Below are 20,329 nucleotides of genomic sequence, written 5' to 3' on the forward strand. Positions count from 1 at the left end.
CGTGGCCCGGTGCCGGTCGGCTTCGGGAGCACCTCCGGCCCTCGGCGGCCTCCGGTCAGCTCTCGTCCGTCAGGATCCGCCGGTTCAGATCCGTCTCCTCGAAGACCAGCAGGGTCCGTGTCGACAGCACTTCCGGGATGGACTGGAGCTTGGTCAGGACCAGTTCGCGCAGGGTGCGGTTGTCCGGCGTGTGGACCAGCAGCAGAACGTCGAAGTCCCCGCTGACCAGTGCGATGTGTGCCGCTCCCGGCAGCGCCTGGAGCTTCTCGCGCACCGTGCGCCACGAATTCTGAACGATCTTGAGGGTGATGTAGGCGGAGGCCCCCTGGCCGGCCCGCTCGTGGTTCACCCGTGCGCTGAAGCCGCGGATCACGCCGTCCTCGATGAGCCGGTTGATCCGCGCGTACGCGTTGGCACGCGACACGTGGACCCGCTCGGCCACGGAGCGTATCGAGGCCCGGCCATCCGTTTGGAGGATCCGGAGGATGTCGCGGTCGATCGCGTCGAGCGGCCGCGGCGCGTGTTCGGGCTCGCCACCCGCCGGCCTGAGCTCCCCGCCGTCGGCCATTTGTTCAGCTGCCATGTCCCCCCGCCTCTCTCGCATGGACGACCTGCTTCCATCCCAGGCTGTGGAGAACCGTTTGTCCACAGGCTGGAGGCGCCTGTAGCCAAAATGCCGCCACGACCGAACAATCGGTAGGTGAGGCGCGTCACAGTCGTGCCCCCCTTCGGGTCTTATGCCCGCTCCCACGAGGAGGTGCTGTCATGACGGTCCAAGAGCTGCCCGGTGCCGCCCCTTACCGGCCCACCCCGCCCCCGGCGTGGAAGCCGCGCACCGATCCCGCACCGCTGCTCCCGGACCCCGAGCCGTACCGGGTGCTCGGTACGGACGCCGCGACCGGCTTCGCCCCCGAGCTGTTGCGCCGGCTCTATGCCGAGCTGGTGCGCGGCCGCCGGTACAACGCGCAGGCGACGGCCCTCACCAAGCAGGGCAGGCTCGCGGTGTACCCGTCGACCACCGGCCAGGAGGCCTGCGAGGTCGCCGCCGCCCTCGTGCTGGAGGAGCAGGACTGGCTCTTCCCGTCGTACCGCGACACGCTCGCCGCCGTGGCGCGGGGCCTGGACCCCGTCCAGGCGCTGACCCTCCTGCGCGGCGACTGGCACACCGGGTACGACCCGCGGGAGCACCGCATCGCGCCCCTCTCCACCCCGCTCGCCACCCAGCTCCCGCACGCCGTGGGACTGGCGCACGCCGCGCGGCTGAAGGGCGACGACGTGGTGGCCCTGGCCATGGTCGGCGACGGCGGCACCAGCGAAGGCGACTTCCACGAGGCGCTGAACTTCGCCGCGGTCTGGCAGGCGCCCGTGGTCTTCCTCGTGCAGAACAACGGCTTCGCCATCTCCGTCCCGCTGGCCAAGCAGACGGCCGCGCCCTCGCTGGCCCACAAGGCCGTCGGCTACGGCATGCCGGGCCGGCTCGTCGACGGCAACGACGCGGCCGCGGTGCACCAGGTCCTCTCCGAGGCGGTGGCCCGCGCCCGGCGCGGCGGCGGCCCCACCCTCGTGGAAGCCGTCACGTACCGCATCGACGCCCACACCAACGCCGACGACGCCACCCGCTACCGCGGCGACGGCGAGGTCGAGGCGTGGCGCGCGCACGATCCGATCCGGCTGCTGGAGCGGGAGTTGACCGAGAGGGGCCTCCTCGACGAGGAGGGGATACGGCAGGCGGCGGAGGACGCCGAGGTGATGGCGGCGCGGCTGCGCGAGCGGATGAACGCCGACGCGGAGCTGGAGCCCATGGACCTGTTCGCGCATGTCTTCGCCGAGCAGACGGCACAACTGCGTGAGCAGGCAGCACAGTTGCGTGCCGAGCTCGACGCCGAAGGTGAGGCGTGATGACGACCGTGGCAACCACGTCCGCGGCCAGGGCGGCGGCCAAGCCGGCCACCATGGCGCAGGCCCTCCAGCGGGCGATGCGCGACGCGATGGCCGAGGACCCGTCGGTCCACGTCATGGGGGAGGACGTCGGCACGCTCGGCGGTGTCTTCCGGGTGACGGACGGGCTCGCCAAGGAGTTCGGCGAGGACCGCTGCACGGACACCCCGCTCGCCGAGGCGGGCATCCTCGGCACGGCGGTCGGCATGGCGATGTACGGGCTGCGGCCGGTCGTCGAGATGCAGTTCGACGCCTTCGCCTACCCGGCGTTCGAGCAGTTGATCAGCCATGTCGCGCGGATGCGCAACCGGACGCGGGGCGCGATGCCGCTCCCGATCGTGGTGCGCGTGCCGTACGGCGGCGGGATCGGCGGCGTCGAGCACCACAGCGACTCGTCCGAGGCGTACTACATGGCGACTCCGGGGCTCCATGTCGTCACGCCCGCCACGGTCGCCGACGCGTACGGGTTGCTCAGGGCGGCGATCGCCTCCGACGACCCGGTCGTCTTCCTGGAGCCGAAGCGGCTCTACTGGTCGAAGTCCGACTGGTCGCCGGAGGCCCCGGCGGCGGTGGAGCCGATCGGGCGCGCGGTGGTGCGGCGCACCGGTCGCAGCGCGACGCTCATCACCTACGGGCCCTCCGTGCCGGTCTGCCTGGAGGCAGCCGAGGCGGCCCGGGCCGAGGGCTGGGACCTGGAGGTCGTCGACCTGCGCTCACTGGTGCCGTTCGATGACGAGACGGTGTGCGCGTCCGTACGGCGCACCGGCCGGGCGGTCGTCGTGCACGAGTCCAACGGATTCGGCGGACCGGGCGGCGAGATCGCCGCTCGTGTCACGGAGCGGTGCTTCCACCACCTGGAGGCGCCGGTGCTGCGCGTGGCCGGGTTCGACATTCCCTACCCGCCGCCGATGCTGGAGCGGCACCATCTGCCCGGCGTGGACCGGATCCTCGACGCGGTGGCGCGACTGCAGTGGGAGGCGGACAGCTGATGGCCCAGGTGCTGGAGTTCAAACTGCCGGACCTCGGCGAGGGCCTCACCGAGGCGGAGATCGTGCGCTGGCTGGTGGACGTCGGCGACGTCGTCGCCATAGACCAGCCGGTCGTCGAGGTGGAGACGGCCAAGGCGATGGTGGAGGTGCCGTGCCCGTACGGGGGCGTGGTGACCGCACGGTTCGGTGAGGAAGGGACGGAGCTGCCGGTCGGGGCGCCGCTGCTGACGGTGGCCGTCGGCGCGACGTCGGTGCCGTCGGACTCCTCCCCGGATGCCCCGGGCCGGCCTTCCCAGGCCCCGTCCGGATCCGCAACCGCCTCCGGATCCGCGACCACCTCCGGATCCGCGTCCTCCGCTGCGGAGGAGACGTCCGGGAACGTCCTCGTCGGGTACGGCACGGGGGCGCCGGTGGCGCGCAGGCGCCGGGTGCGGGCGGCGTCCGCCGCCGCTCCGTCCGGATCGGCGCAGGCGGACGCCCGTACGGCTCCCGCCGCTCCGGCCGCGACCGCACCCGGTGCCGATTCCGCCGCTTCTATCGCTGCCGCCGCTTCTGTCGCTGCACCCGCGGCCGCACCGGCTCCGGCGGCCGTGCCCGGGGACGGTCCCGTGCCGGTGATCTCACCGCTCGTGCGGAAGCTGGCCCGGGAGCAGGGCATCGACCTGCGTGCGCTGCGCGGGTCCGGCCCCGACGGGCTGATCCTGCGCGCCGACGTCGAGCGGGCGATCGCCACGCCGGTGCAGCCGGTCACCGCCCCGGCCCCCGCTCCCGCCACCCCCGCCGCCACCGCACCCGCGGTCGCGGAGCGAGTGCCGCTGCGCGGCGTGCGCGGCGCGGTCGCCGACAAGATGTCCCGCAGCCGCCGTGAGATCCCCGAGGCCACCTGCTGGGTCGACGCCGACGCGACCGAACTCATGGCCGCGCGGACCGCCATGAACGCGGCCGGGGGGCCGAAGATCTCCCTCCTGGCGCTCCTGGCCCGTATCTGCACGGCCGCACTGGCCCGCTACCCGGAGCTCAACGCCACGGTCGACACCGAGGCGCGGGAGATCGTGCGGCTCCCGGAGGTGCATCTGGGCTTCGCCGCCCAGACCGACCGGGGCCTGGTCGTGCCCGTCGTCCGTGACGCCCACCGCCGCACGGCGGAGTCGCTGACGGCGGAGTTCGCCCGCCTGACGGAGGCGGCGCGGGCCGGGAAGCTGACCCCGGCGGACCTGACGGGCGGCACGTTCACCCTGAACAACTACGGGGTGTTCGGGGTCGACGGCTCGACGCCGATCATCAACCACCCCGAGGCGGCCATGCTGGGGGTGGGCAGGATCATCCCCAAGCCCTGGGTGCACCAGGGCGAACTCGCCGTCCGCCAGGTCGTGCAGCTCTCGCTCACCTTCGACCACCGGGTCTGCGACGGAGGCACGGCAGGCGGATTCCTCCGGTACGTGGCGGACTGCGTGGAGGCTCCGGCGGTGCTGCTGCGCACGCTCTGAGGTCCCGCTCCCCGGGGTGCTCCCCCGGGGACCGGGGGCTCCGGCGGGTTCGGGATACTGGTCGCGTGACCCGAACTGACGTCGTCGTGCTTGCCGGGGGAGCCGCCAAGCGACTCGGCGGAGCGGACAAGCCCGGACTGAGCGTGGGCGGGCGTGCCCTGCTCGACCGGGTGCTCGCGGCCTGCCGGGAAGCGACCCGCGTCGTGGTGGTCGGCGACCGGCGCCCCACCGTGCGGCCCGTGGTGTGGGCGCGGGAGGAACCTCCCGGAGGCGGACCGGTGGCCGCGCTCGCGGCCGGACTGCGGCACGTGGAGGCCGGCCACGTGGTCGTCCTCAGCGGCGACCTGCCGTTCCTGGGGGAGGACAGCGTGCGGACGTTGACCGATGCCCTGGAGGCCGGCGACAACGAAGGTGCGCTGACCGTGGACGCCGAGGGCCGCGACCAGCCGCTCGTCGCGGCGTACCGCACCGAGCCGCTGCGGCGGGAAATCGCGCTGCTGGCAACGGAATACGGCAGTCTGTCCGGATTGCCGCTGCGGCTGCTCGTCCAGGAACTCGACGTCGCACGGGTCCCCCTCGGACCGTTCGCCTCCTTCGACTGCGACACCTGGGAAGACCTCGCCACGGCACGCGCCCGGATCAGGGAGCATGGGAACGTGCTGGAGGAATGGATCACCGCAGTCAAGGCCGAACTCGGCATCGAACTCGACGTCGACACCGGCGTCCTGCTCGATCTCGCCCGGGACGCCGCGCACGGCGTCGCCCGGCCCGCCGCGCCGCTCACCACCTTCCTGGTCGGGTACGCGGCCGCCAAGGCCGGCGGCGACGGCCCCGAAGCCGTGGCCGAGGCGGCGCGCAAGGCCGCCGCACTCGCCGACCGCTGGGCGAACGAGGCCGGCCGGGAATGACATCACCAGGAGGCGGAGGCGAGGAGCGGCACCGGGCCACGCCCTGGGCCGAGGCCCGCGCGCTCGCGGCGGGGGCCGGCCGGACACGGTCCGTGCGGTCCCGGCGAGTGTCCCTGGCGGAAGCCCTCGGCCGCGTACTGGCCGAGCCGCTCGTCGCGCTCACCGACCTCCCGTCCTTCGACACCTCCGCCATGGACGGCTGGGCCGTCGCCGGCCCCGGCCCCTGGAGGGTGTCCGAGGGCGGGTCCGTGCTGGCCGGTCACGCCCGGGCGGCCGAGCTGCCCGACGGTGAGGCGGTACGGATCGCCACCGGCGCCCGCGTTCCGCCCGGCACCACCGCGGTCATCCGCACCGAGCACGCGCGTACCGAGCCGGTACGCACAGAGCCCGCACGCCCAGAGCCCGCGCGTACCGATTCCGCACGCACCGAGCCCTCCCGCGCTCCGGCGGTCGTCGCCCGGCTGTACGCCGAGCGCGAGGTGCTGCCGGGGCAGGACATCCGGCCGCGCGGCCAGGAGTGCGGCTCCGGTGACGAGCTGCTGCCGGCCGGCGGGCCCGTCACCCCCGCCGTGCTCGGCCTCGCCGCGGCCGCCGGCTACGACGAGCTGGTGACGGTGGAGCGCCCGCGTGTGGACGTCCTGGTGCTCGGCGATGAGCTGCTGACGGCCGGCCTTCCGCACGACGGCCTGATCCGGGACGCCCTCGGGCCCCTGCTCGGGCCCTGGCTGGCCGCCCTGGGCGCGGACGTCGTCGCCACCCGGCGTATCGAGGACGACGCGGACGCGCTGTACGCGGCCGTCACGGGCTCCGAGGCGGACCTGGTGATCACCACCGGCGGCACTGCGGCGGGACCGGTCGACCATGTGCACCCCGTCCTGCGCAAGGCCGGCGCGGAGCTGCTCGTCGACGGGGTGAAGGTGCGCCCGGGCCACCCGATGCTGCTGGCACGCCTCACCTCCGAGCGCCATCTGGTCGGCCTGCCCGGCAATCCCCTGGCGGCCGTCTCCGGACTGCTCACCCTTGCCGAGCCGCTGCTGCGCGGGCTCTGCGGGCGTCGGCCGGTCACGGAGCCGTACCGGCTTCCCGTGGGCAACGCGGTGCACGGCCATCCGCACGACACGCGCCTGGTGCCGGTGGGGCACCGGGCCGGCCGGGCGGTGCCGCTGCACTACAACGGGCCGGCCATGCTGCGCGGCATAGCCGAGGCCGATGGCCTGGCGGTCGTCCCTCCCGGCGGCGCCAAGGCCGGCGATGTCCTGGAAATCCTCGGCCTGCCGTGGCCGTCGCCCACCGAAGGGTGTTTCACGTGAAACTTCCCGGCCAGGACGCGATGGCCCGTCGTGCCGAGGAGCACCTGGACATCTCCCGGGTGCAGATGCCGCGCCAGGTCGTGGAGAGTCCCCTGCGGCAGGTGGCCAAGCGGCTGCTGATGGCGCTGTGCGTACTCGCGCTGACCGTCTTCATCGTCGTGGTGGACAGGGCCGGCTACCACGACAACGCCGACGGGGACGTCGACGTGCTCGACGCCATCTACTACGCCACCGTGACGCTGTCGACCACCGGATACGGCGACATCGTCCCCCACAGCGACAGCGCAAGGACCGTCAACGTGCTGCTGGTGACCCCGCTGCGCGTGCTGTTCCTGATCATTCTCGTCGGTACCACTCTGGAGGTGCTCACCGAGCGCACTCGTGACGAGTGGCGGCTGAACCGCTGGAGGTCCACCTTGCGCGACCACACCGTCGTCGTCGGTTTCGGTACGAAGGGCCGCTCGGCCGTCCAGACGCTCATCGCGACCGGCCTGAAGAAGGAGCGGATCGTCGTCGTCGACCCGAGCGACAAGGTCATCGAGGCGGCCAACAGCGATGGGTTCGTCGGCGTCGTGGGCGACGCCACGCGCAGCGATGTGCTGCTCCGGGCGGAGGTCCAGCGAGCACGTCAGATCGTGATCGCGACGCAGCGCGATGACACGGCCGTCCTGGTCACCCTGACGGCACGCCAGCTCAATCGCGGAGCCAAGATCGTCGCAACGGTGCGGGAGGAGGAGAACGCCCCGCTGCTGCGGCAGTCGGGTGCGGACGCGGTCATCACGAGCGCGAGCGCGGCCGGCCGGCTGCTCGGGTTGTCGGTGCTGAGCCCGAGCGCGGGCACGGTGATGGAGGATCTGATCCAGTCGGGCAGCGGGCTCGACCTGGTCGAACGGCCGGTGATAAAGGCCGAGGTGGGCAAGAGCGTGCGGGAGACCGACGATCTGGTGGTGAGCGTGCTGCGCGGCCACCGGCTGCTGGGGTACGACGATCCTGCTGCGAGCCCGCTGCAGTTGACGGACCGGCTGATCACGATCGTCCGCGCCAAGCCGGTCGCACCGCTGAGCTCGCCGCCGGAGTGACCCGCGGACGGCGTCGCACCGCTGAGCTCGCCGCCGGAGTGACCCGCGGACGGCACGTCCGTAGCGGGCGTCGCCGGAGTAGCCTCGCCGCCATGCATGCGATCACGATTCCGGAACCAGGTGGACCCGAGGCGCTCGTCTGGGCCGAGGTGCCCGATCCCGTGCCGGCCGAGGGCGAGATCCTCATCGAGGTGGCCGCCGGCGCGGTCAACCGTGCCGACCTGCTGCAGCGGCAGGGCTTCTACGACCCGCCGCCCGGGGCGTCCCCGTACCCCGGCCTCGAATGCTCCGGCCGGGTGGCGGCGCTGGGGCCGGGCGTCGTGGGCTGGTCCGTCGGGGACGAGGTGTGCGCCCTGCTCAGCGGCGGAGGATACGCGGAGAAGGTCGCCGTGCCGGCGGGGCAGGTGCTGCCCGTGCCGCAGGGGCTCGACCTCGTCACGGCGGCGGCGCTTCCCGAGGTCACCGCGACGGTCTGGTCGAACGTGTTCATGGTGGCGCACCTGCGGCAGGGCGAGACGCTGCTCGTCCACGGGGGCGCGAGCGGCATCGGCACGATGGCCATCCAGCTGGGGAAGGCCGTGGGCGCACGGGTCGCGGTCACGGCGGGCGGCCCCGAGAAGCTGGAGCGCTGCGCCGAGCTGGGCGCCGACATCCTCATCGACTACCGGGAGCAGGACTTCGTCGAGGAGCTGAAGAAGGCGACGGACGGAGCCGGGGCGGACGTCATCCTCGACATCATGGGCGCCAAGTACCTGGACCGGAACATCAGGGCCCTCGCGGTGAACGGGCGGCTCGCGGTCATCGGCCTCCAGGGCGGCGTCAAGGGCGAACTGAACCTCGGTGCCCTGCTGGCGAAGCGCGCGGCGGTGACGGCGACGTCGCTGCGGATGCGGCCGCTGGAGGAGAAGGCGGCGATCATGGCGGCGGTCCGCGAGCACGTATGGCCGCTGATCGCCTCGGGCACGGTGCGGCCGGTGGTGGACAGTACGTTCCCGCTCCCGGATGCGGCGGAGGCCCACCGCGCGCTGGAAAGCGGCACGCACGTGGGCAAGATGCTGCTGGTCAGGCCCTGACCCCTGCCTTGCTTTGAGCCTTGCCCTGAGCTCCGCACGCCACGTCCCGTCCGGGACACCCCGTATACGGACCGCACCGGACCAGACAGGACTGGACGGGACCTGACCTGATCCGACACGACCGGACCGGATCCGGTCCAGCGCAGAGGCCCGGCACCCGCGTGTGCGGGTGCCGGGCCTCGACGACGGCACGGCGCGGCACCGGTGCCTGCCGGGCCGGTGTGCCCTTACAGGTACGGCCCCGAGCGGATGGCGCCGTGGGCGTGCTCCTCGTCGTCGTGGTGCGCGGCGGCGGGAAGCGCGCGACGCATCTGCTCCAGCTGTGCGCGGGCCGCCATCTGCTGGGCGAACAGCGCCGTCTGGATGCCGTGGAACAGCCCCTCCAGCCAGCCCACCAACTGCGCCTGCGCGATCCGCAGTTCGGCCTCGGAAGGAACGGCCTCGTCCGTGAAGGGCAGGGAGAGGCGTTCCAGCTCCTCGACGAGCTCCGGCGCCAGGCCGTCCTCCAGCTCCTTCACCGAGCTCGCGTGGATGTCCTTGAGACGGACCCGGCTGGCCTCGTCCAGAGGAGCCGCGCGTACTTCTTCCAGAAGCTGCTTGATCATGCTTCCGATGCGCATGACCTTCGCAGGCTGTTCGACCATCTCCGTCACCGGGACCTCGCGCGACTCGTCGTCACCGTCACCGCCGCCGAGAGCCATCCCGTCCTGTCCCACGACGAGGACGTGGGGGTTGCTCTCCTGCGACCGTTCATTCCTCGGCATCTCCATGCCGCCCATTCTCTCGTACAGGTGCGTCATCACACGGTCTGCCCCTGGAGGAGGGTGATCCACCCTCCTCCAGGGGCACATCCGTCCGGCTTACGTCGCCGCGCGGCGGGCCAGAGCCCCACGGGAGCGGGTGACGAGCGCCGCCAGCAGCGCCGCACCCAGCGGAACGGCGATCAGCAGGGCGGCCAGCGTGCTCCAGGGAACGATGATCGGAACGTGCGGGGCGTCACCCATCATTCCGTACCCCTGGTCCAGGGCTTCCTGGTACCACTTCATCTGCTCGCGCCGCTCGGTCAGCCGGAGCCCGATCGCGGGCAGGACGCCCGCCGCGGACCCCAGCACCACACCCATCACGGCGACCACCCCGCACTGGAACCCGCTGAGCGTCCGGCGCACCCGCGGCGGCGCCCCCACCGCGGCCAGCGTCTTCAGGTCGGCCTCGGCGTCGGCCTGGGCGAGACCGGTCGCGATACCGGCCGCGCCGATCGTGATCAGGCCCGCGAAGACGGTCAGGGTCAGCAGCACGATGCTGTTCTCGCTGACGAAGCCTTCCTCCACGTGCAGGTCGATGCCGACGCCCGTCCTGGCCAGCTCGTCGTCGAGCTTCTGGCGCTGCTCGGTGGTCGGCATGCGCCCGGTCGAGTAGTACGCGCCCAGCGGGACCGTGGTCATGCCCGCCGCCTTGGCCGCGGCCGGCGGCACGATGCCCGACAGCCCGTACGCATTGGTGCCCTCGGGCGCCTGGTACGCGGGAAGCGCCTTCACCTCGCCCGGTATCTCCTTGCCCGCGCTGGCGGCGGCGTCGGCCTTCTCCGTGTCGGTGACCAGCCGGATCGAGATCTTGCCGTCCTTGTCCAGCAGCGGTCGCCAGAAGGTGACGACCTTGCCGTCCGCGAGGGCCTTCTCGGCCGCCGGGTCCTCGATGCCCAGGATCTTCAGGATCTTGGCGTCGCCGACGACCAGCCCGCTCTCGGTGAAGGACATGCCCTGACCATCACGGCAGCGCCAGTCCTTCGCGAGCTTGCGGCGTTCGGCCTTGCTGAACTTCTCGGCAGGGTCGGACCCGTCCGGCGTGGAGGCCCACAGGGGGCACTCGTTGGCCTTCGGAATGACCACCTCGTGGCGGCCGCAGCCCTCGCCGCCGCTGTACAGGTCGCAGGTGGGCTTGCCGACGGCGATCCGGTCCACGTCCGCCCGCAGCTCGACGGGCAGATTCTTCTGCACGGCGTCGCGGACCGCGGGAACATCACGGCCGCCGCCTTCGGTGACCATCGCGTAGACCGCTCCGTGGGGCAGCCGTGCCTCGTACGCCGCCCGGGCCTGGGCGTCGTCGCTCGCCGCGTACGTCGCGACGGCGACGGTTCCGGCGACGGCGGCCAGCACCGCGGCGACCGCCGGAGCCGTACGGCCCCGGTTGCGCACCGCGTCGCGCAGGGCCAGCCGGGGCGACAGCGGCAGCCAGCGCCCGGCGCGCCCGAACAGGCCCACCAGGGCCGGGGTCATCGCCACCGCGCCCAGCTCGGCGAGGGCACTGCCGCCGGCGACGATGATGAACTGGTCGGAGAACACTGAACCGTAAAGTGCGATGGCCGCACCCAGCACCACGGCGACCAGACCGATCATCGGCAGGACGCGGTTGCTGCGGCGTACCCCTCGCCGCCCGGTGAGCGACGCCAGCACGGTCTGCCGGGAGGCGGTGACGGCCGGGACGATCGCGGCGAGCAGGCCGGTCAGCACGGCCAGCAACCCGATGCCCAGCAGCTCCAGCGGCCGGACGTCGAAGCTGCCGAAGCGCTGGCCGATGTAGTCCTCCAGCACCGGCCGCAGCACGAAGGTGAGGACGATGCCGAGCACCGTGCCGACCACGGCGGCCGCGGCACCGATCACCAGGCCACCGGCCAGCACGATCGCCCGGATGTGACGGCGGTCGCCGCCGTTGGCGCCCACCAGCCCCAGCTGGCGGCGCGAGCGGCGGGCGCCGACCGCGAACGCGGGACCGGCCAGCAGACAGATCTCCAGCATCGCCAGGCCCACGACCGTGCCGACGGCCGCGAGTGCGGCGGCCTCGGCGCCCTCACTGAGCCCGTAGTCGGTGTAGTCCGCGCGCTGGTACAGCGGCACCTCGGACTTCGCGGGCGGGTTCAGCATGACGGCGCGCGACACGACGGTCACGCCCTTGGTGTTGGCGTCCTTGACCATGTTCCACGTGAAACCACCGGGGACGTGGATCAGGTACGTGGTGCTCTTGTCCTGCTCCGGCATCCCGGCCGCCGTGAGCGCCTTGCCCAGCGGCTCCAGGAACGCGCCCGGCAGGGCGTTGACCTGGTCGGCCTTGAGGTCATTGGGGAGCTCGTACGCGCCGACGATCCGGTACTCGCGGTCCAGGCCGCGCGCGGCGAGCGACGAGCCCACCCTCAGCCCGCTGACCTCCAGGAAGTGGGCGCTCGCGGCGACCTCGTCGGCCTTCTGCGGGAAGCGCCCCTCCAGCAGGGCCATGATGCCGTGCGTCATCGGGTCGCTGGTCCTGAGCTCGCGGATCTCGGTGTGCAGCAGACCGTGCGCGGTGCGCAGCTTGCCGTACCCGGTCGAGTCCTCCAGGACCGTGGCGCCCTTCGGCAGAGCCTTGGCGATGTCCGCCTTGCCCTGGGGGAAGGGCTTGTTGTCGTAGTTCTCCACCGGAGGGGACGTCTCGGCGTCCGGGCTCTGGTGCACCGCCGCGCCGCCGTATCCGGCGTCGGACATACGGGCGTCGGCGGCGCCCAGCGTACGGGCGAGGTTCTCCTCGGTGGACAGCTCCGCGGAGCGCATGGTCAGGTCGGCGGCGCTGACGCCGAGGATCGGCAGGGCGATCATCGCCAGGACGAGGAAGCTGCGCCCCTTGAAGCGCCAGGCGTCACGGCGGGCGATCCGCACGGCCGCGCGCCACGAATGGAACCAGTTGTTCACCGCTCGGCCGCCCGCCCTGTCAGCAGGGAATCGGCGTCGCTGCGCACGGTCTGGTCGACGACCGCGCCGTCCCGCAGGAACACCACGCGGTCCGCCCACGCGGCGAAGCGCGGTTCATGGGTGACCAGGACGCCGGCCGCGCCCGCGTCGCAGCGGGCCCGCAGCAGGGCCAGTACCGACTCACCGGTCTCGGAGTCCAGGGCGCCGGTCGGTTCGTCGGCGAGGACGAGCCTGCGGTCGCCGACCAGCGCACGGGCGATCGCCACACGCTGCTGCTGACCGCCGGACATCTCGTCGGGGAACCGGTCGGCGAGGTGGCCGAGGCCCATCTCCTCCAGCGCGGCGAGCGCTTCCCCGCGCGCCTTGCGGGCCGAGGTGCCGTCCAGCTCGCGCGGCAGGGCGACGTTCTCGGCGGCGGTGAGCGCCGGGATGAGGTTGTAGTCCTGGAAGACGTAACCGATGCTGCGGCGGCGCAGCGCGGCGAGCGTCTTGCGGTCGGCGGTGGTGATGTCGGTGTTCTCGACGACGACCCGGCCCGAGGTGGGGGTGTCGAGGCCGCCCGCGATGGTCAGCAGGGTCGACTTGCCGGAGCCGGACGGGCCCATGACGGCGACCAGTTCGCCCGGGAAGACGTCCAGGTCTATCCCGCGCAGGGCATGGACCTCGGTGGCACCGGTGCCGTGGACGCGGGTGAGCTGCTGGAGGCTCAGCACCGGCTGCTGGTGCGAGAGATGAGCCTGCTGATGGGGTTGCTGTGACTGGTGGGGCTGAGGCGTTGGCATGGAGAGGTCCCCCCTTGGCGCACGCGCACAGGTGCGGGCGTACGAAGCGGATTACGGAGCGGATGACGAAGCGGACGTACGTGATGGAGGTACGGGTGGTCAGGTCGGTCGGGCCCCCGGCCCGGCCTGCTGCGAGGTCAGCGCCGCGGCCGGTCAGGGCGACGTCGGTCGGGGCCGCGGGTCGGTCAGTGCCGCGGCCCGCGGCTCCGGCCGGTCACGCGCTCGGACGAGGAGGCCGGGACGCGCGGGGGTGCGGCCGCAGCGGCCGCGCCACCGGGGGCCGCGGCCGTACCACCGGCGGCACGGCCGGCACCGGCGGCAGTGGTGGCACCGGCGGCCGCCGAGATCCGGATGAGCCGGGCCTCGCAGTGGTCGAGCCACCGGGCCTCGGCCTCCGTCTGGAAGATGAGCTGTTCCAGCACCAGCAGCCAGGCCACGTCGTCGCGTTCCTGCGAGGCCCCGCTCTCCAGAGCGGTGATCGCCTGGGCCTTGAGCCGGGTGTAGTCCTGCATCGCCTTGACGGTGTGGCGGCGCTGCGACTGGATGACGGCACGGATGTCCACACCGGGCGCGCCGACGGCCATGGCCAGCTTGATCGCCAGCTCGTCCCGCGCGGGACTGGTGCGGTCGACCGGCTTCTCGAACCAGGTGCGGAGCTCGCCGCGGCCGGCCTCGGTGATCGCGTAGAGCGCATGGCCCGCATCGTCCTCACCGCTCTGCTCCACCATGCCGTCGCGCTCCAGACGGCTGAGGGTGGTGTACACCTGACCGACGTTCAGCGGCCAGGTGGACCCGGTGCGGGACTCGAACTCCGTACGGAGCTGGGAGCCGTAACGCGGGCCGTGTTCGAGCAGGGCGAGGAGCCCGTGGCGGATCGACATACTGAGTATGTATACCGAGTATGTCGGCACGGGCAACCGCCCTCGGACGGACGCGCGGCGTCCCCCTCAAGGAGGACCCGGCCGTTTCCCGGGGTGCTCAGCGGCGGCGCATCCGGAGGCCGAGGAAGCCCAGTCCCAGCCCCATCATCGCGAGTCCCACGCCGAGTGTGAGGACCGGAATCTGCCGGTCAGCGGCGGTCTCGGCGGCCCGTGCCGCCGGTTCGTACGCGGCGGCGGGTGGTGTGCGGGACGGGACGGCGGCCCCTGGGGAGTCCGCCTCCGGTACGCCTTCCGGCCGCGACTCCTGCCCGCCGGACGCGTCCGGCGCTGTTGCAGTTTTGGTACGCGCGGGGTCTCCCGCGTCCGTGCCCGAGTCGGTGCCCGTGCCGGAGTCAGAGGCGGAGGGGCTCGTCGAGGGCGACGGCGGAACGGATCTCCCCGGCCGCTCCCGGCCCGCCCCCGCGGGGCGCCCGGCGAGCGACGGCGACGGAGGGACCGACACGCGCCCCGGACGGAGCGCCCCCTCGGCCCCGCCGGACACCCGTCCCGGCCGGACCTCGCCGGGAGCCTTGCCGGGAGTTCTGCCGGGCACCCTGCCGGAGGGGCGGCCGAAATCGTGGCCAGGATCGCGGCGGTAATCGCGGCCGGGATCGCGGCCGGGATCAGGGCCGGGATAGCGGCCGGGAGCCGCACCGAAGCCCCCGCCCGTGTGCCCCGCAGCGGCGCCCGCCCCGCTGCCGGCCGCCCCGGCCGGACCACCGCCGGCATGGGCAGCGGTATCGGTGGCGGGCGCGCTCGGGACAGGGGTTGCGGTCCGCGGGGCCGGCCGGGCGGGAGGGGAGGAGCTGCGGGGGCCGGCCTGCCGCGCGGGCGCCTGCGACTCGTCCGCGTGCGCACCCACGGGCAGCGCCCACATCAACGAGCCGAGCGCGAGTGCGAGCGCCCGTCGCGAGCCGAGTCCTGGAGTCACCACGTGACCCCCTCCCGTGCCGAACCGCCGAGGTAGCCGTTGTCACGGTCTTCGCCGTGACAACGCGCTCAGCGTCACATGCCCGCGACGGAGCGGCATCTCGACAGCTGCGAAGGGCCCGTCGCGCAGGTGCGCGACGGGCCCGTTCGGGTGGTGCCGGGTGTCTCGTCAGGAGGCGGGGTCACCCGTGGAGATCTCGAGGGTGAACTCGGCCTCGTCCTCGGAGATCTCCGTGCCGTCCGTCGGGAACTGGGTGAGGATCGTTCCCTCGCCGTAGACGTTCTCGTTGACCGGCGTCTCCTTCTTGATCTTCCAGCCGGCCGCCTGGATGCAGGCCTTCACCGACTCGATGTTCTTGTACCGGAAGTCCGGCACCTCGAACTTCTCCGGGTCGTCGCCCTCGCGGGGCGCCGTGCACTTCTTCGTGTCGATCGTCGCGCCGAGGTTCGGCCCCTTGTGGTCCGGGTCGACCGACTCGCTCGTACCGCCGGTGCCCGCCTCGGTGCCCGGGTCCTCGTCGTCGACGTTCATCGCCACGATCACACCGCCGATGGCGAGCAGCGTGACGACGATCGCGCTCACGATCGCCGGCATGTTCCCCTTCACGCCGCCGGTGGGGGCCGGGCCCGTCTGCGGCCGGGCCGTGTACGGCGTGGGAGTCGGGGTCGGCCGGTACGGCGCCGACGCCGTGGCCGGGCCGGGCGGCGGGGTGTGCTGCGGGTATCCGTAAGTGGGGGTGGGCGCCGGCGTCGGCGGGCCGTAGGGGGCCGGGGTCGGCTGGTACGGGGTCTGCACGTGGTGCGGGCCCGGCGCCGGGGTCGAGTGGTCGACGGGCGGGAAGACCGCCGAGCCGACGGCCGAGCCGCTGTTCCCGGGGCCGCTGCCCGCGACGATCACCGGTGCGCCGGTGTGACCGGCGGACAGCAGCCGCAGGCACTCGTCGCGCATGGCCGCCGCGCTCGGGAAACGCTCGTTCGGGTTCTTCTTCAGCGCCCGCGCGACGAGCGCGTCCATCGCCGGTGTGATCGACCGGTTGATGGTGGACGGCGCGACCGGCTCCTCCTGTACATGGGCGTACGCGATGGCCAGCGGCGAGTCCGCGTCGAAGGGGATGCGGCCGGTCAGCAGCTGGAAGAGCATGATGCCGACCGAGTACAGGTCGGAGCGCGCGTCGACGCCGCGTCCGAGAGCCTGCTCCGGCGACAGGTACTGCGGGGTGCCGACGACCATGCCGGTCTGCGTCATCGACGTGACGCCCGACTGCATGGCGCGCGCGATGCCGAAGTCCATCACCTTGACCACGCCGCGCTTGGTCATCATCACGTTGCCGGGCTTGATGTCCCGGTGGACCAGGCCCATCTCGTGGCTGGTCTCCAGGGCGGCCAGGACGTCGGCCGTCACCTTGAGCGCCTTGTCGGCCGGCATCGCGCCGTGCTGCTGGATGTCCGCCTGCAGGACGGAGCCGAGGGGCTGGCCCTCCACGTACTCCATGACGATGTACGGCATGAGGGAGCCGTCCAGCTCGTCCTCGCCCGTGTCGAACACCGAGACGATGTTGGTGTGCTGCAGTTTGGCGACGGCCTGTGCCTCGCGCCGGAAGCGCTCACGGAAGGACTGCTCGCGCCCGAGCTCCGTGTGGAGCGTCTTGATGGCGACCTGGCGGTCCAGTGCCGTGTCGTACGCCAGATACACGGACGCCATGCCGCCTTCGCCGAGCAGATCGCGAAGCTGGTACCGGCCGCCCGCTACCGAACCGCCCGCATAGCGGCCCTGTGCGCCGTCCTGGCTCATCGTCTTGCTCCCCCGTGCGCGCGCGTGGCCGCGGTGATCCGGTTTTACGGGCCCAGTCTGCCCCAGGGCCGGGACACGTCAAGCCGGGTGCCCGTTCCGTGACCGTACGCACAAGAAGCGTCTCGGAAGCGTTACACGCCGGGCATGCAATTTGCACAGGTGTACGTGGAAGCGATTGGATGGCCGGTCCATCCCGACCGGCCAGGCGCGCGGAGGCTGTAGCGTGACTGGGCGTAGTACCCCTTGAGAACACGGCGGCACACCGCAGGCGCACCCAGCACGCGGGCACAGAAACGACGGCGAGGACTGATGGCACCCGGATCCGAAGCAGGCGGCGGCGGAGGAGTGTCGGATGGCGGCGGAGTGCCGGACGGCCGCGACACGCGGGATGCGCGGGATGCACAGGGCGGCCAGGACGCCCGCGACACGCCTGGCGTGCGCGACGGAGGGACGGCGACGGGCCGCACGGCGCAGGACGAGGCCTCGGAGTGGGGTGCCGGCGGGCTGGTCGGCGACGGCCGCTACCGGCTGACGCACCGTCTGGGCCGCGGCGGCATGGCCGAGGTGTTCGCCGCCGAGGACGTCCGCCTCGGGCGCACGGTCGCCGTCAAGCTGCTGCGCGCGGACCTCGCCGAGGACCCCGTGTCCAAGGCCCGCTTCACCCGCGAGGCGCAGTCCGTGGCCGGGCTGAACCACCACGCGATCGTGGCCGTGTACGACTCCGGCGAGGACGTCGTCAACGGCCAGTCGGTGCCGTACATCGTGATGGAGCTGGTCGAGGGCCGCACCATCCGGGACCTGCTGATCAACGCGGAGGCGCCGCCGCCCGAGCAGGCGCTGATCATCGTCTCCGGTGTGCTGGAGGCGCTCGCGTACTCGCACCAGCACGGCATCGTGCACCGTGACATCAAGCCGGCGAACGTCATCATCACCCACAGCGGCGCCGTGAAGGTGATGGACTTCGGCATCGCCCGCGCCCTGCACGGCGCGTCCACGACGATGACCCAGACCGGCATGGTCATGGGCACCCCGCAGTACCTCTCGCCCGAGCAGGCGCTCGGCAAGGCCGTCGACCACCGCTCCGACCTGTACGCCACCGGCTGCCTGCTGTACGAACTGCTGGCGCTGCGCCCGCCCTTCACCGGCGAGACACCGTTGTCCGTGGTGTACCAGCACGTGCAGGACATGCCGGTGCCCCCGTCGGAGGTCTCCGACGTCGCGCCGCCGGAGCTCGACGGCCTCGCCATGCGCGCGCTCGCCAAGGACCCGGACGACCGGTTCCAGAGCGCCGAGGAGATGCGCGGGCTGGTGCAGTACGGGCTGCAGATGCTGCAGCAGCAGGGCAGCCACACCGGCACCTGGAACACCGGCCCCGTCGAGATGCACGAGGGCGGCCTCGCCGCGGTCGGCGGCGTCGCCGCGACGACCGCCATGGGTCACCCGCCGCACGGCGACACGTCGCAGGGCGCGATCCTGCCGCCGGCGAACCCGAACGACGGCGCGTACGCGTACGACGGCGGGCACGGCGGCAGCGGCGGCGGCCGCGGCAAGCTGTGGCTGTTCGTCGCCTTCGCGCTGATCGCGATCGTGGCCGGAGCCGTGTACGCCTTCGACAAGGCCGGCACCGGCAAGAACGACCAGAAGCAGCAGCCGCCGAAGAGCACCGCGCCGTCCACGCCCGGCGAGGACAAGAGCCCGACGCCGAGCGACGAGCCGTCGGACCCGACCCAGGAGCCGGACACCTCAACGGGCGGCGGCAACAACTGGGACAACAACTGGCCCTCGCAGAAGCCGCCGACGCAGCCGTCGCCGGACCAGCCGTCCCCGTCCGGTGACACGCCCTCCCCGGGCACCACCGACGGCAGCACGGACGGGACCACCGAGGGCAACACCTCCGACGGCAGCACGACCGAGGGCGGCACCGAGGGGTCCACCGAGGGCAACACGACCGAGGGCAACACCACGGAGGGCAACACCACGGAGGGCGGCACCGAGGGGTCCACCGAGGGCGGCGGCTCCGTGGGCAGCACGACCGAGGGCACCAGCCAGGGGACGATCACCGGCACCTCGCAGGGAGGCGGCGCGTAGGGCCGGTCCTCCGCCCGCCGGTCCTGCGTCCGGACCCTGCCGGGCCGGTCAGCCGAACAGGCCTGCACCAGGACCCTTGTCGGGCCGGTCCTCCGCCCGCCGGTCCTGCGTCCGGGCCCCTGCCCGGCCTGTCACCTGCTCCCCCGCCGGGCCTGTCCTCCCGCCCCCCGCGGCTCGCGGGGCCCGGCCCCGGGCAGGCCCCGGCCGGATCCCCCGCCGCGGGGCGGCGCGCGTCAGCCGGTGAAGGCGTCGCGGACCGCCTCGTACTCCCGTGTCCACCACACCGCCAGGGCCGACACCGCGGGGAACTGCGGGTCGGCCCTGCCGTCGTGCAGCTGGTAGCGCCAGCGCAGTATCCAGAAGTCGTTCAGCCGTTCCCACCACACTCGGTGCACCGCCGCCGCCAGTTCGGCCGCGTCCGCGCCGGCCGCCCGCCGGTACGCCCGCGCGTACGCCCGCACCTTCGCCAGGTCCAGCTCCCCGGCCGGCCGTACGAAGAAGATGACGGCCGCCCGCACCGCCTCCTCGGCCCGCGGCTGCACGCCCAGCCGGTCCCAGTCGAGGATGGCGGCGGGCTCGGCGCCCCGGTAGAGCAGGTTCAGCGGGTGGAAGTCCCCGTGCACCCAGCCGCCGGCGCCGGCCTGCAAGGGGCGGCGGTGCGCATGGTCGGCGAGGAGCCGGCGGCGCTCCAGCAGCCGGTGCTCGGCGAGTTCGTCGAAGGCGTCGCGGGGGCGGCGGCCGCGGGAGAGGGCCAGCAGCTGGTCGATGAGCCGCAGGGTCTCCTCCGGGTCGGCGCTGCGGTGCCCGCGGTCCGTGTGCGGCTCCATGACCTGCTCCAGGCACGTGTGGACGAGCCCGAGGAGGGCGCCGAGGCGGCGGGAGCCGGCCGTCGTCAGCTGGTCGCCGCCCCGGTGGCGCCCCTCGACCCAGGGGTGCAGGGCGTAGCACCGGCCGCCGATCTCCGCGACGGTGTCGCCCCCGGCGTCGGGCAGCGGCGGGGCCACGGGGACGCCGAGCTGGTGCAGCCGCTGCGTGGCGCGGTGCTGGCGGACGATGGTGGCCCGGTCGGCGGTGGGGGAGTCCAGGTGCTGTTTCAGGAAGTACGCGCCACGGGTGGTGGCGAGGCGGTAGCCGCGGTTGAGCAGGCCCTGGGTCACCGGGACGCAGGAGAGCGGCTCGCCGGGGTCGTCGTAGCGGCGCAACAGCGCACTCACGGGTGGGGCGGGGGGTGTTGCAGATGAGCGCGGCACTCCGCATATGTTAGATCACTCAGTGTGTCCGTCACGCCCGCCCCTGGAGCCTCACGGGCTCCGACCG

Annotated in this window: 15 protein-coding genes; 8 read left to right on the top strand and 7 right to left on the bottom strand. The window is 73.0% G+C overall.

What is annotated here, in order from left to right:
* Positions 1 to 55: 55 nt before the first annotated feature.
* Positions 56 to 568 carry an Lrp/AsnC family transcriptional regulator gene (locus IH00_RS0110585; protein ID WP_031072032.1) on the bottom strand — a complete coding sequence of 171 codons (513 nt, stop codon included), beginning with the start codon at positions 566 to 568 and terminating at the stop codon, positions 56 to 58.
* Positions 569 to 765: 197 nt separating this feature from the next.
* Here IH00_RS0110585 and pdhA point away from each other — a divergent pair, with 197 nt between their 5' ends.
* The 7 genes from pdhA (at position 766) to IH00_RS0110620 (ending at position 8,784) form a co-directional block, all read left to right on the top strand.
* Positions 766 to 1,899 carry a pyruvate dehydrogenase (acetyl-transferring) E1 component subunit alpha gene (gene pdhA / locus IH00_RS0110590; RefSeq protein WP_031072033.1) on the top strand — a complete coding sequence of 378 codons (1,134 nt, stop codon included), beginning with the start codon at positions 766 to 768 and terminating at the stop codon, positions 1,897 to 1,899.
* Complete coding sequence (locus tag IH00_RS0110595; protein WP_031072036.1) at positions 1,899 to 2,927, top strand: alpha-ketoacid dehydrogenase subunit beta; 1,029 nt, start codon at positions 1,899 to 1,901, stop codon at positions 2,925 to 2,927. The genes pdhA and IH00_RS0110595 overlap by 1 nt, the downstream gene beginning before the upstream one ends.
* Positions 2,927 to 4,414 (top strand): dihydrolipoamide acetyltransferase family protein, encoded by a 1,488-nt coding sequence (locus IH00_RS0110600; RefSeq protein ID WP_031072037.1) that lies wholly within the window; start codon positions 2,927 to 2,929, stop codon positions 4,412 to 4,414. Before IH00_RS0110595 ends, IH00_RS0110600 begins: the two co-directional genes overlap by 1 nt.
* Before the next feature lie 65 nt (positions 4,415 to 4,479).
* The gene (locus IH00_RS0110605; RefSeq protein ID WP_031072039.1) at positions 4,480 to 5,322 is read left to right on the top strand and encodes an NTP transferase domain-containing protein; all 843 of its coding nucleotides are present in this window, start codon (positions 4,480 to 4,482) and stop codon (positions 5,320 to 5,322) included.
* Positions 5,295 to 6,632, top strand: a complete 1,338-nt coding sequence (locus tag IH00_RS0110610) for a molybdopterin molybdotransferase MoeA (RefSeq protein WP_078887689.1) — start codon at positions 5,295 to 5,297, stop codon at positions 6,630 to 6,632. The genes IH00_RS0110605 and IH00_RS0110610 overlap by 28 nt, the downstream gene beginning before the upstream one ends.
* Positions 6,629 to 7,711, top strand: coding sequence for a potassium channel family protein (locus IH00_RS0110615; RefSeq protein WP_234334814.1), 1,083 nt, complete (start codon positions 6,629 to 6,631; stop codon positions 7,709 to 7,711). Before IH00_RS0110610 ends, IH00_RS0110615 begins: the two co-directional genes overlap by 4 nt.
* Before the next feature lie 92 nt (positions 7,712 to 7,803).
* Positions 7,804 to 8,784, top strand: coding sequence for an NAD(P)H-quinone oxidoreductase (locus IH00_RS0110620; RefSeq protein ID WP_031072045.1), 981 nt, complete (start codon positions 7,804 to 7,806; stop codon positions 8,782 to 8,784).
* Positions 8,785 to 9,011: 227 nt separating this feature from the next.
* Here the strand turns inward: IH00_RS0110620 and IH00_RS0110625 are convergent, their stop codons facing one another.
* The 5 genes from IH00_RS0110625 to IH00_RS0110645 form a co-directional block, all read right to left on the bottom strand.
* Entirely contained in the window at positions 9,012 to 9,554 is a 543-nt protein-coding gene (locus IH00_RS0110625) for a bacterial proteasome activator family protein (RefSeq protein WP_031072046.1), read from the bottom strand.
* 90 nt (positions 9,555 to 9,644) lie between these two features.
* The gene (locus tag IH00_RS0110630) at positions 9,645 to 12,500 is read right to left on the bottom strand and encodes an FtsX-like permease family protein (RefSeq protein WP_031072048.1); all 2,856 of its coding nucleotides are present in this window, start codon (positions 12,498 to 12,500) and stop codon (positions 9,645 to 9,647) included.
* On the bottom strand, positions 12,497 to 13,282 hold the full coding sequence (locus IH00_RS0110635; RefSeq protein ID WP_063835348.1) for an ABC transporter ATP-binding protein: 786 nt from the start codon (positions 13,280 to 13,282) through the stop codon (positions 12,497 to 12,499). The genes IH00_RS0110630 and IH00_RS0110635 overlap by 4 nt, the downstream gene beginning before the upstream one ends.
* A gap of 185 nt (positions 13,283 to 13,467) precedes the next feature.
* Complete coding sequence (locus tag IH00_RS0110640) at positions 13,468 to 14,163, bottom strand: PadR family transcriptional regulator (RefSeq protein ID WP_052411307.1); 696 nt, start codon at positions 14,161 to 14,163, stop codon at positions 13,468 to 13,470.
* A 1,138-nt stretch (positions 14,164 to 15,301) separates the two neighbouring features.
* Entirely contained in the window at positions 15,302 to 16,924 is a 1,623-nt protein-coding gene (locus tag IH00_RS0110645; protein WP_031072054.1) for a protein kinase domain-containing protein, read from the bottom strand.
* 435 nt (positions 16,925 to 17,359) lie between these two features.
* Between IH00_RS0110645 and IH00_RS0110650 the strand changes: the two genes are divergently transcribed.
* Positions 17,360 to 19,012 (top strand): protein kinase domain-containing protein, encoded by a 1,653-nt coding sequence (locus IH00_RS0110650; protein ID WP_052411328.1) that lies wholly within the window; start codon positions 17,360 to 17,362, stop codon positions 19,010 to 19,012.
* 233 nt (positions 19,013 to 19,245) lie between these two features.
* Here the strand turns inward: IH00_RS0110650 and IH00_RS0110655 are convergent, their stop codons facing one another.
* Positions 19,246 to 20,262, bottom strand: a complete 1,017-nt coding sequence (locus tag IH00_RS0110655; RefSeq protein ID WP_031072058.1) for a phosphotransferase — start codon at positions 20,260 to 20,262, stop codon at positions 19,246 to 19,248.
* Positions 20,263 to 20,329 lie beyond the last annotated feature (67 nt).

The organism is Streptomyces sp. NRRL S-118 (assembly GCF_000716335.1).
Taxonomy (GTDB): Bacteria; Actinomycetota; Actinomycetes; order Streptomycetales; family Streptomycetaceae; genus Streptomyces.

Bases quoted from the DNA above. Each gene is read 5' to 3' on its own strand.
- IH00_RS0110585 (WP_031072032.1), bottom strand. From the start codon at position 568: ATGGCCGACGGCGGGGAGCTCAGGCCGGCGGGTGGCGAGCCCGAACAC.
- pdhA (WP_031072033.1), top strand. From the start codon at position 766: ATGACGGTCCAAGAGCTGCCCGGTGCCGCCCCTTACCGGCCCACCCCG.
- IH00_RS0110595 (WP_031072036.1), top strand. From the start codon at position 1,899: ATGACGACCGTGGCAACCACGTCCGCGGCCAGGGCGGCGGCCAAGCCG.
- IH00_RS0110600 (WP_031072037.1), top strand. From the start codon at position 2,927: ATGGCCCAGGTGCTGGAGTTCAAACTGCCGGACCTCGGCGAGGGCCTC.
- IH00_RS0110620 (WP_031072045.1), top strand. From the start codon at position 7,804: ATGCATGCGATCACGATTCCGGAACCAGGTGGACCCGAGGCGCTCGTC.
- IH00_RS0110625 (WP_031072046.1), bottom strand. From the start codon at position 9,554: ATGGAGATGCCGAGGAATGAACGGTCGCAGGAGAGCAACCCCCACGTC.
- IH00_RS0110635 (WP_063835348.1), bottom strand. From the start codon at position 13,282: ATGCCAACGCCTCAGCCCCACCAGTCACAGCAACCCCATCAGCAGGCT.
- IH00_RS0110640 (WP_052411307.1), bottom strand. From the start codon at position 14,163: ATGTCGATCCGCCACGGGCTCCTCGCCCTGCTCGAACACGGCCCGCGT.
- IH00_RS0110645 (WP_031072054.1), bottom strand. From the start codon at position 16,924: ATGAGCCAGGACGGCGCACAGGGCCGCTATGCGGGCGGTTCGGTAGCG.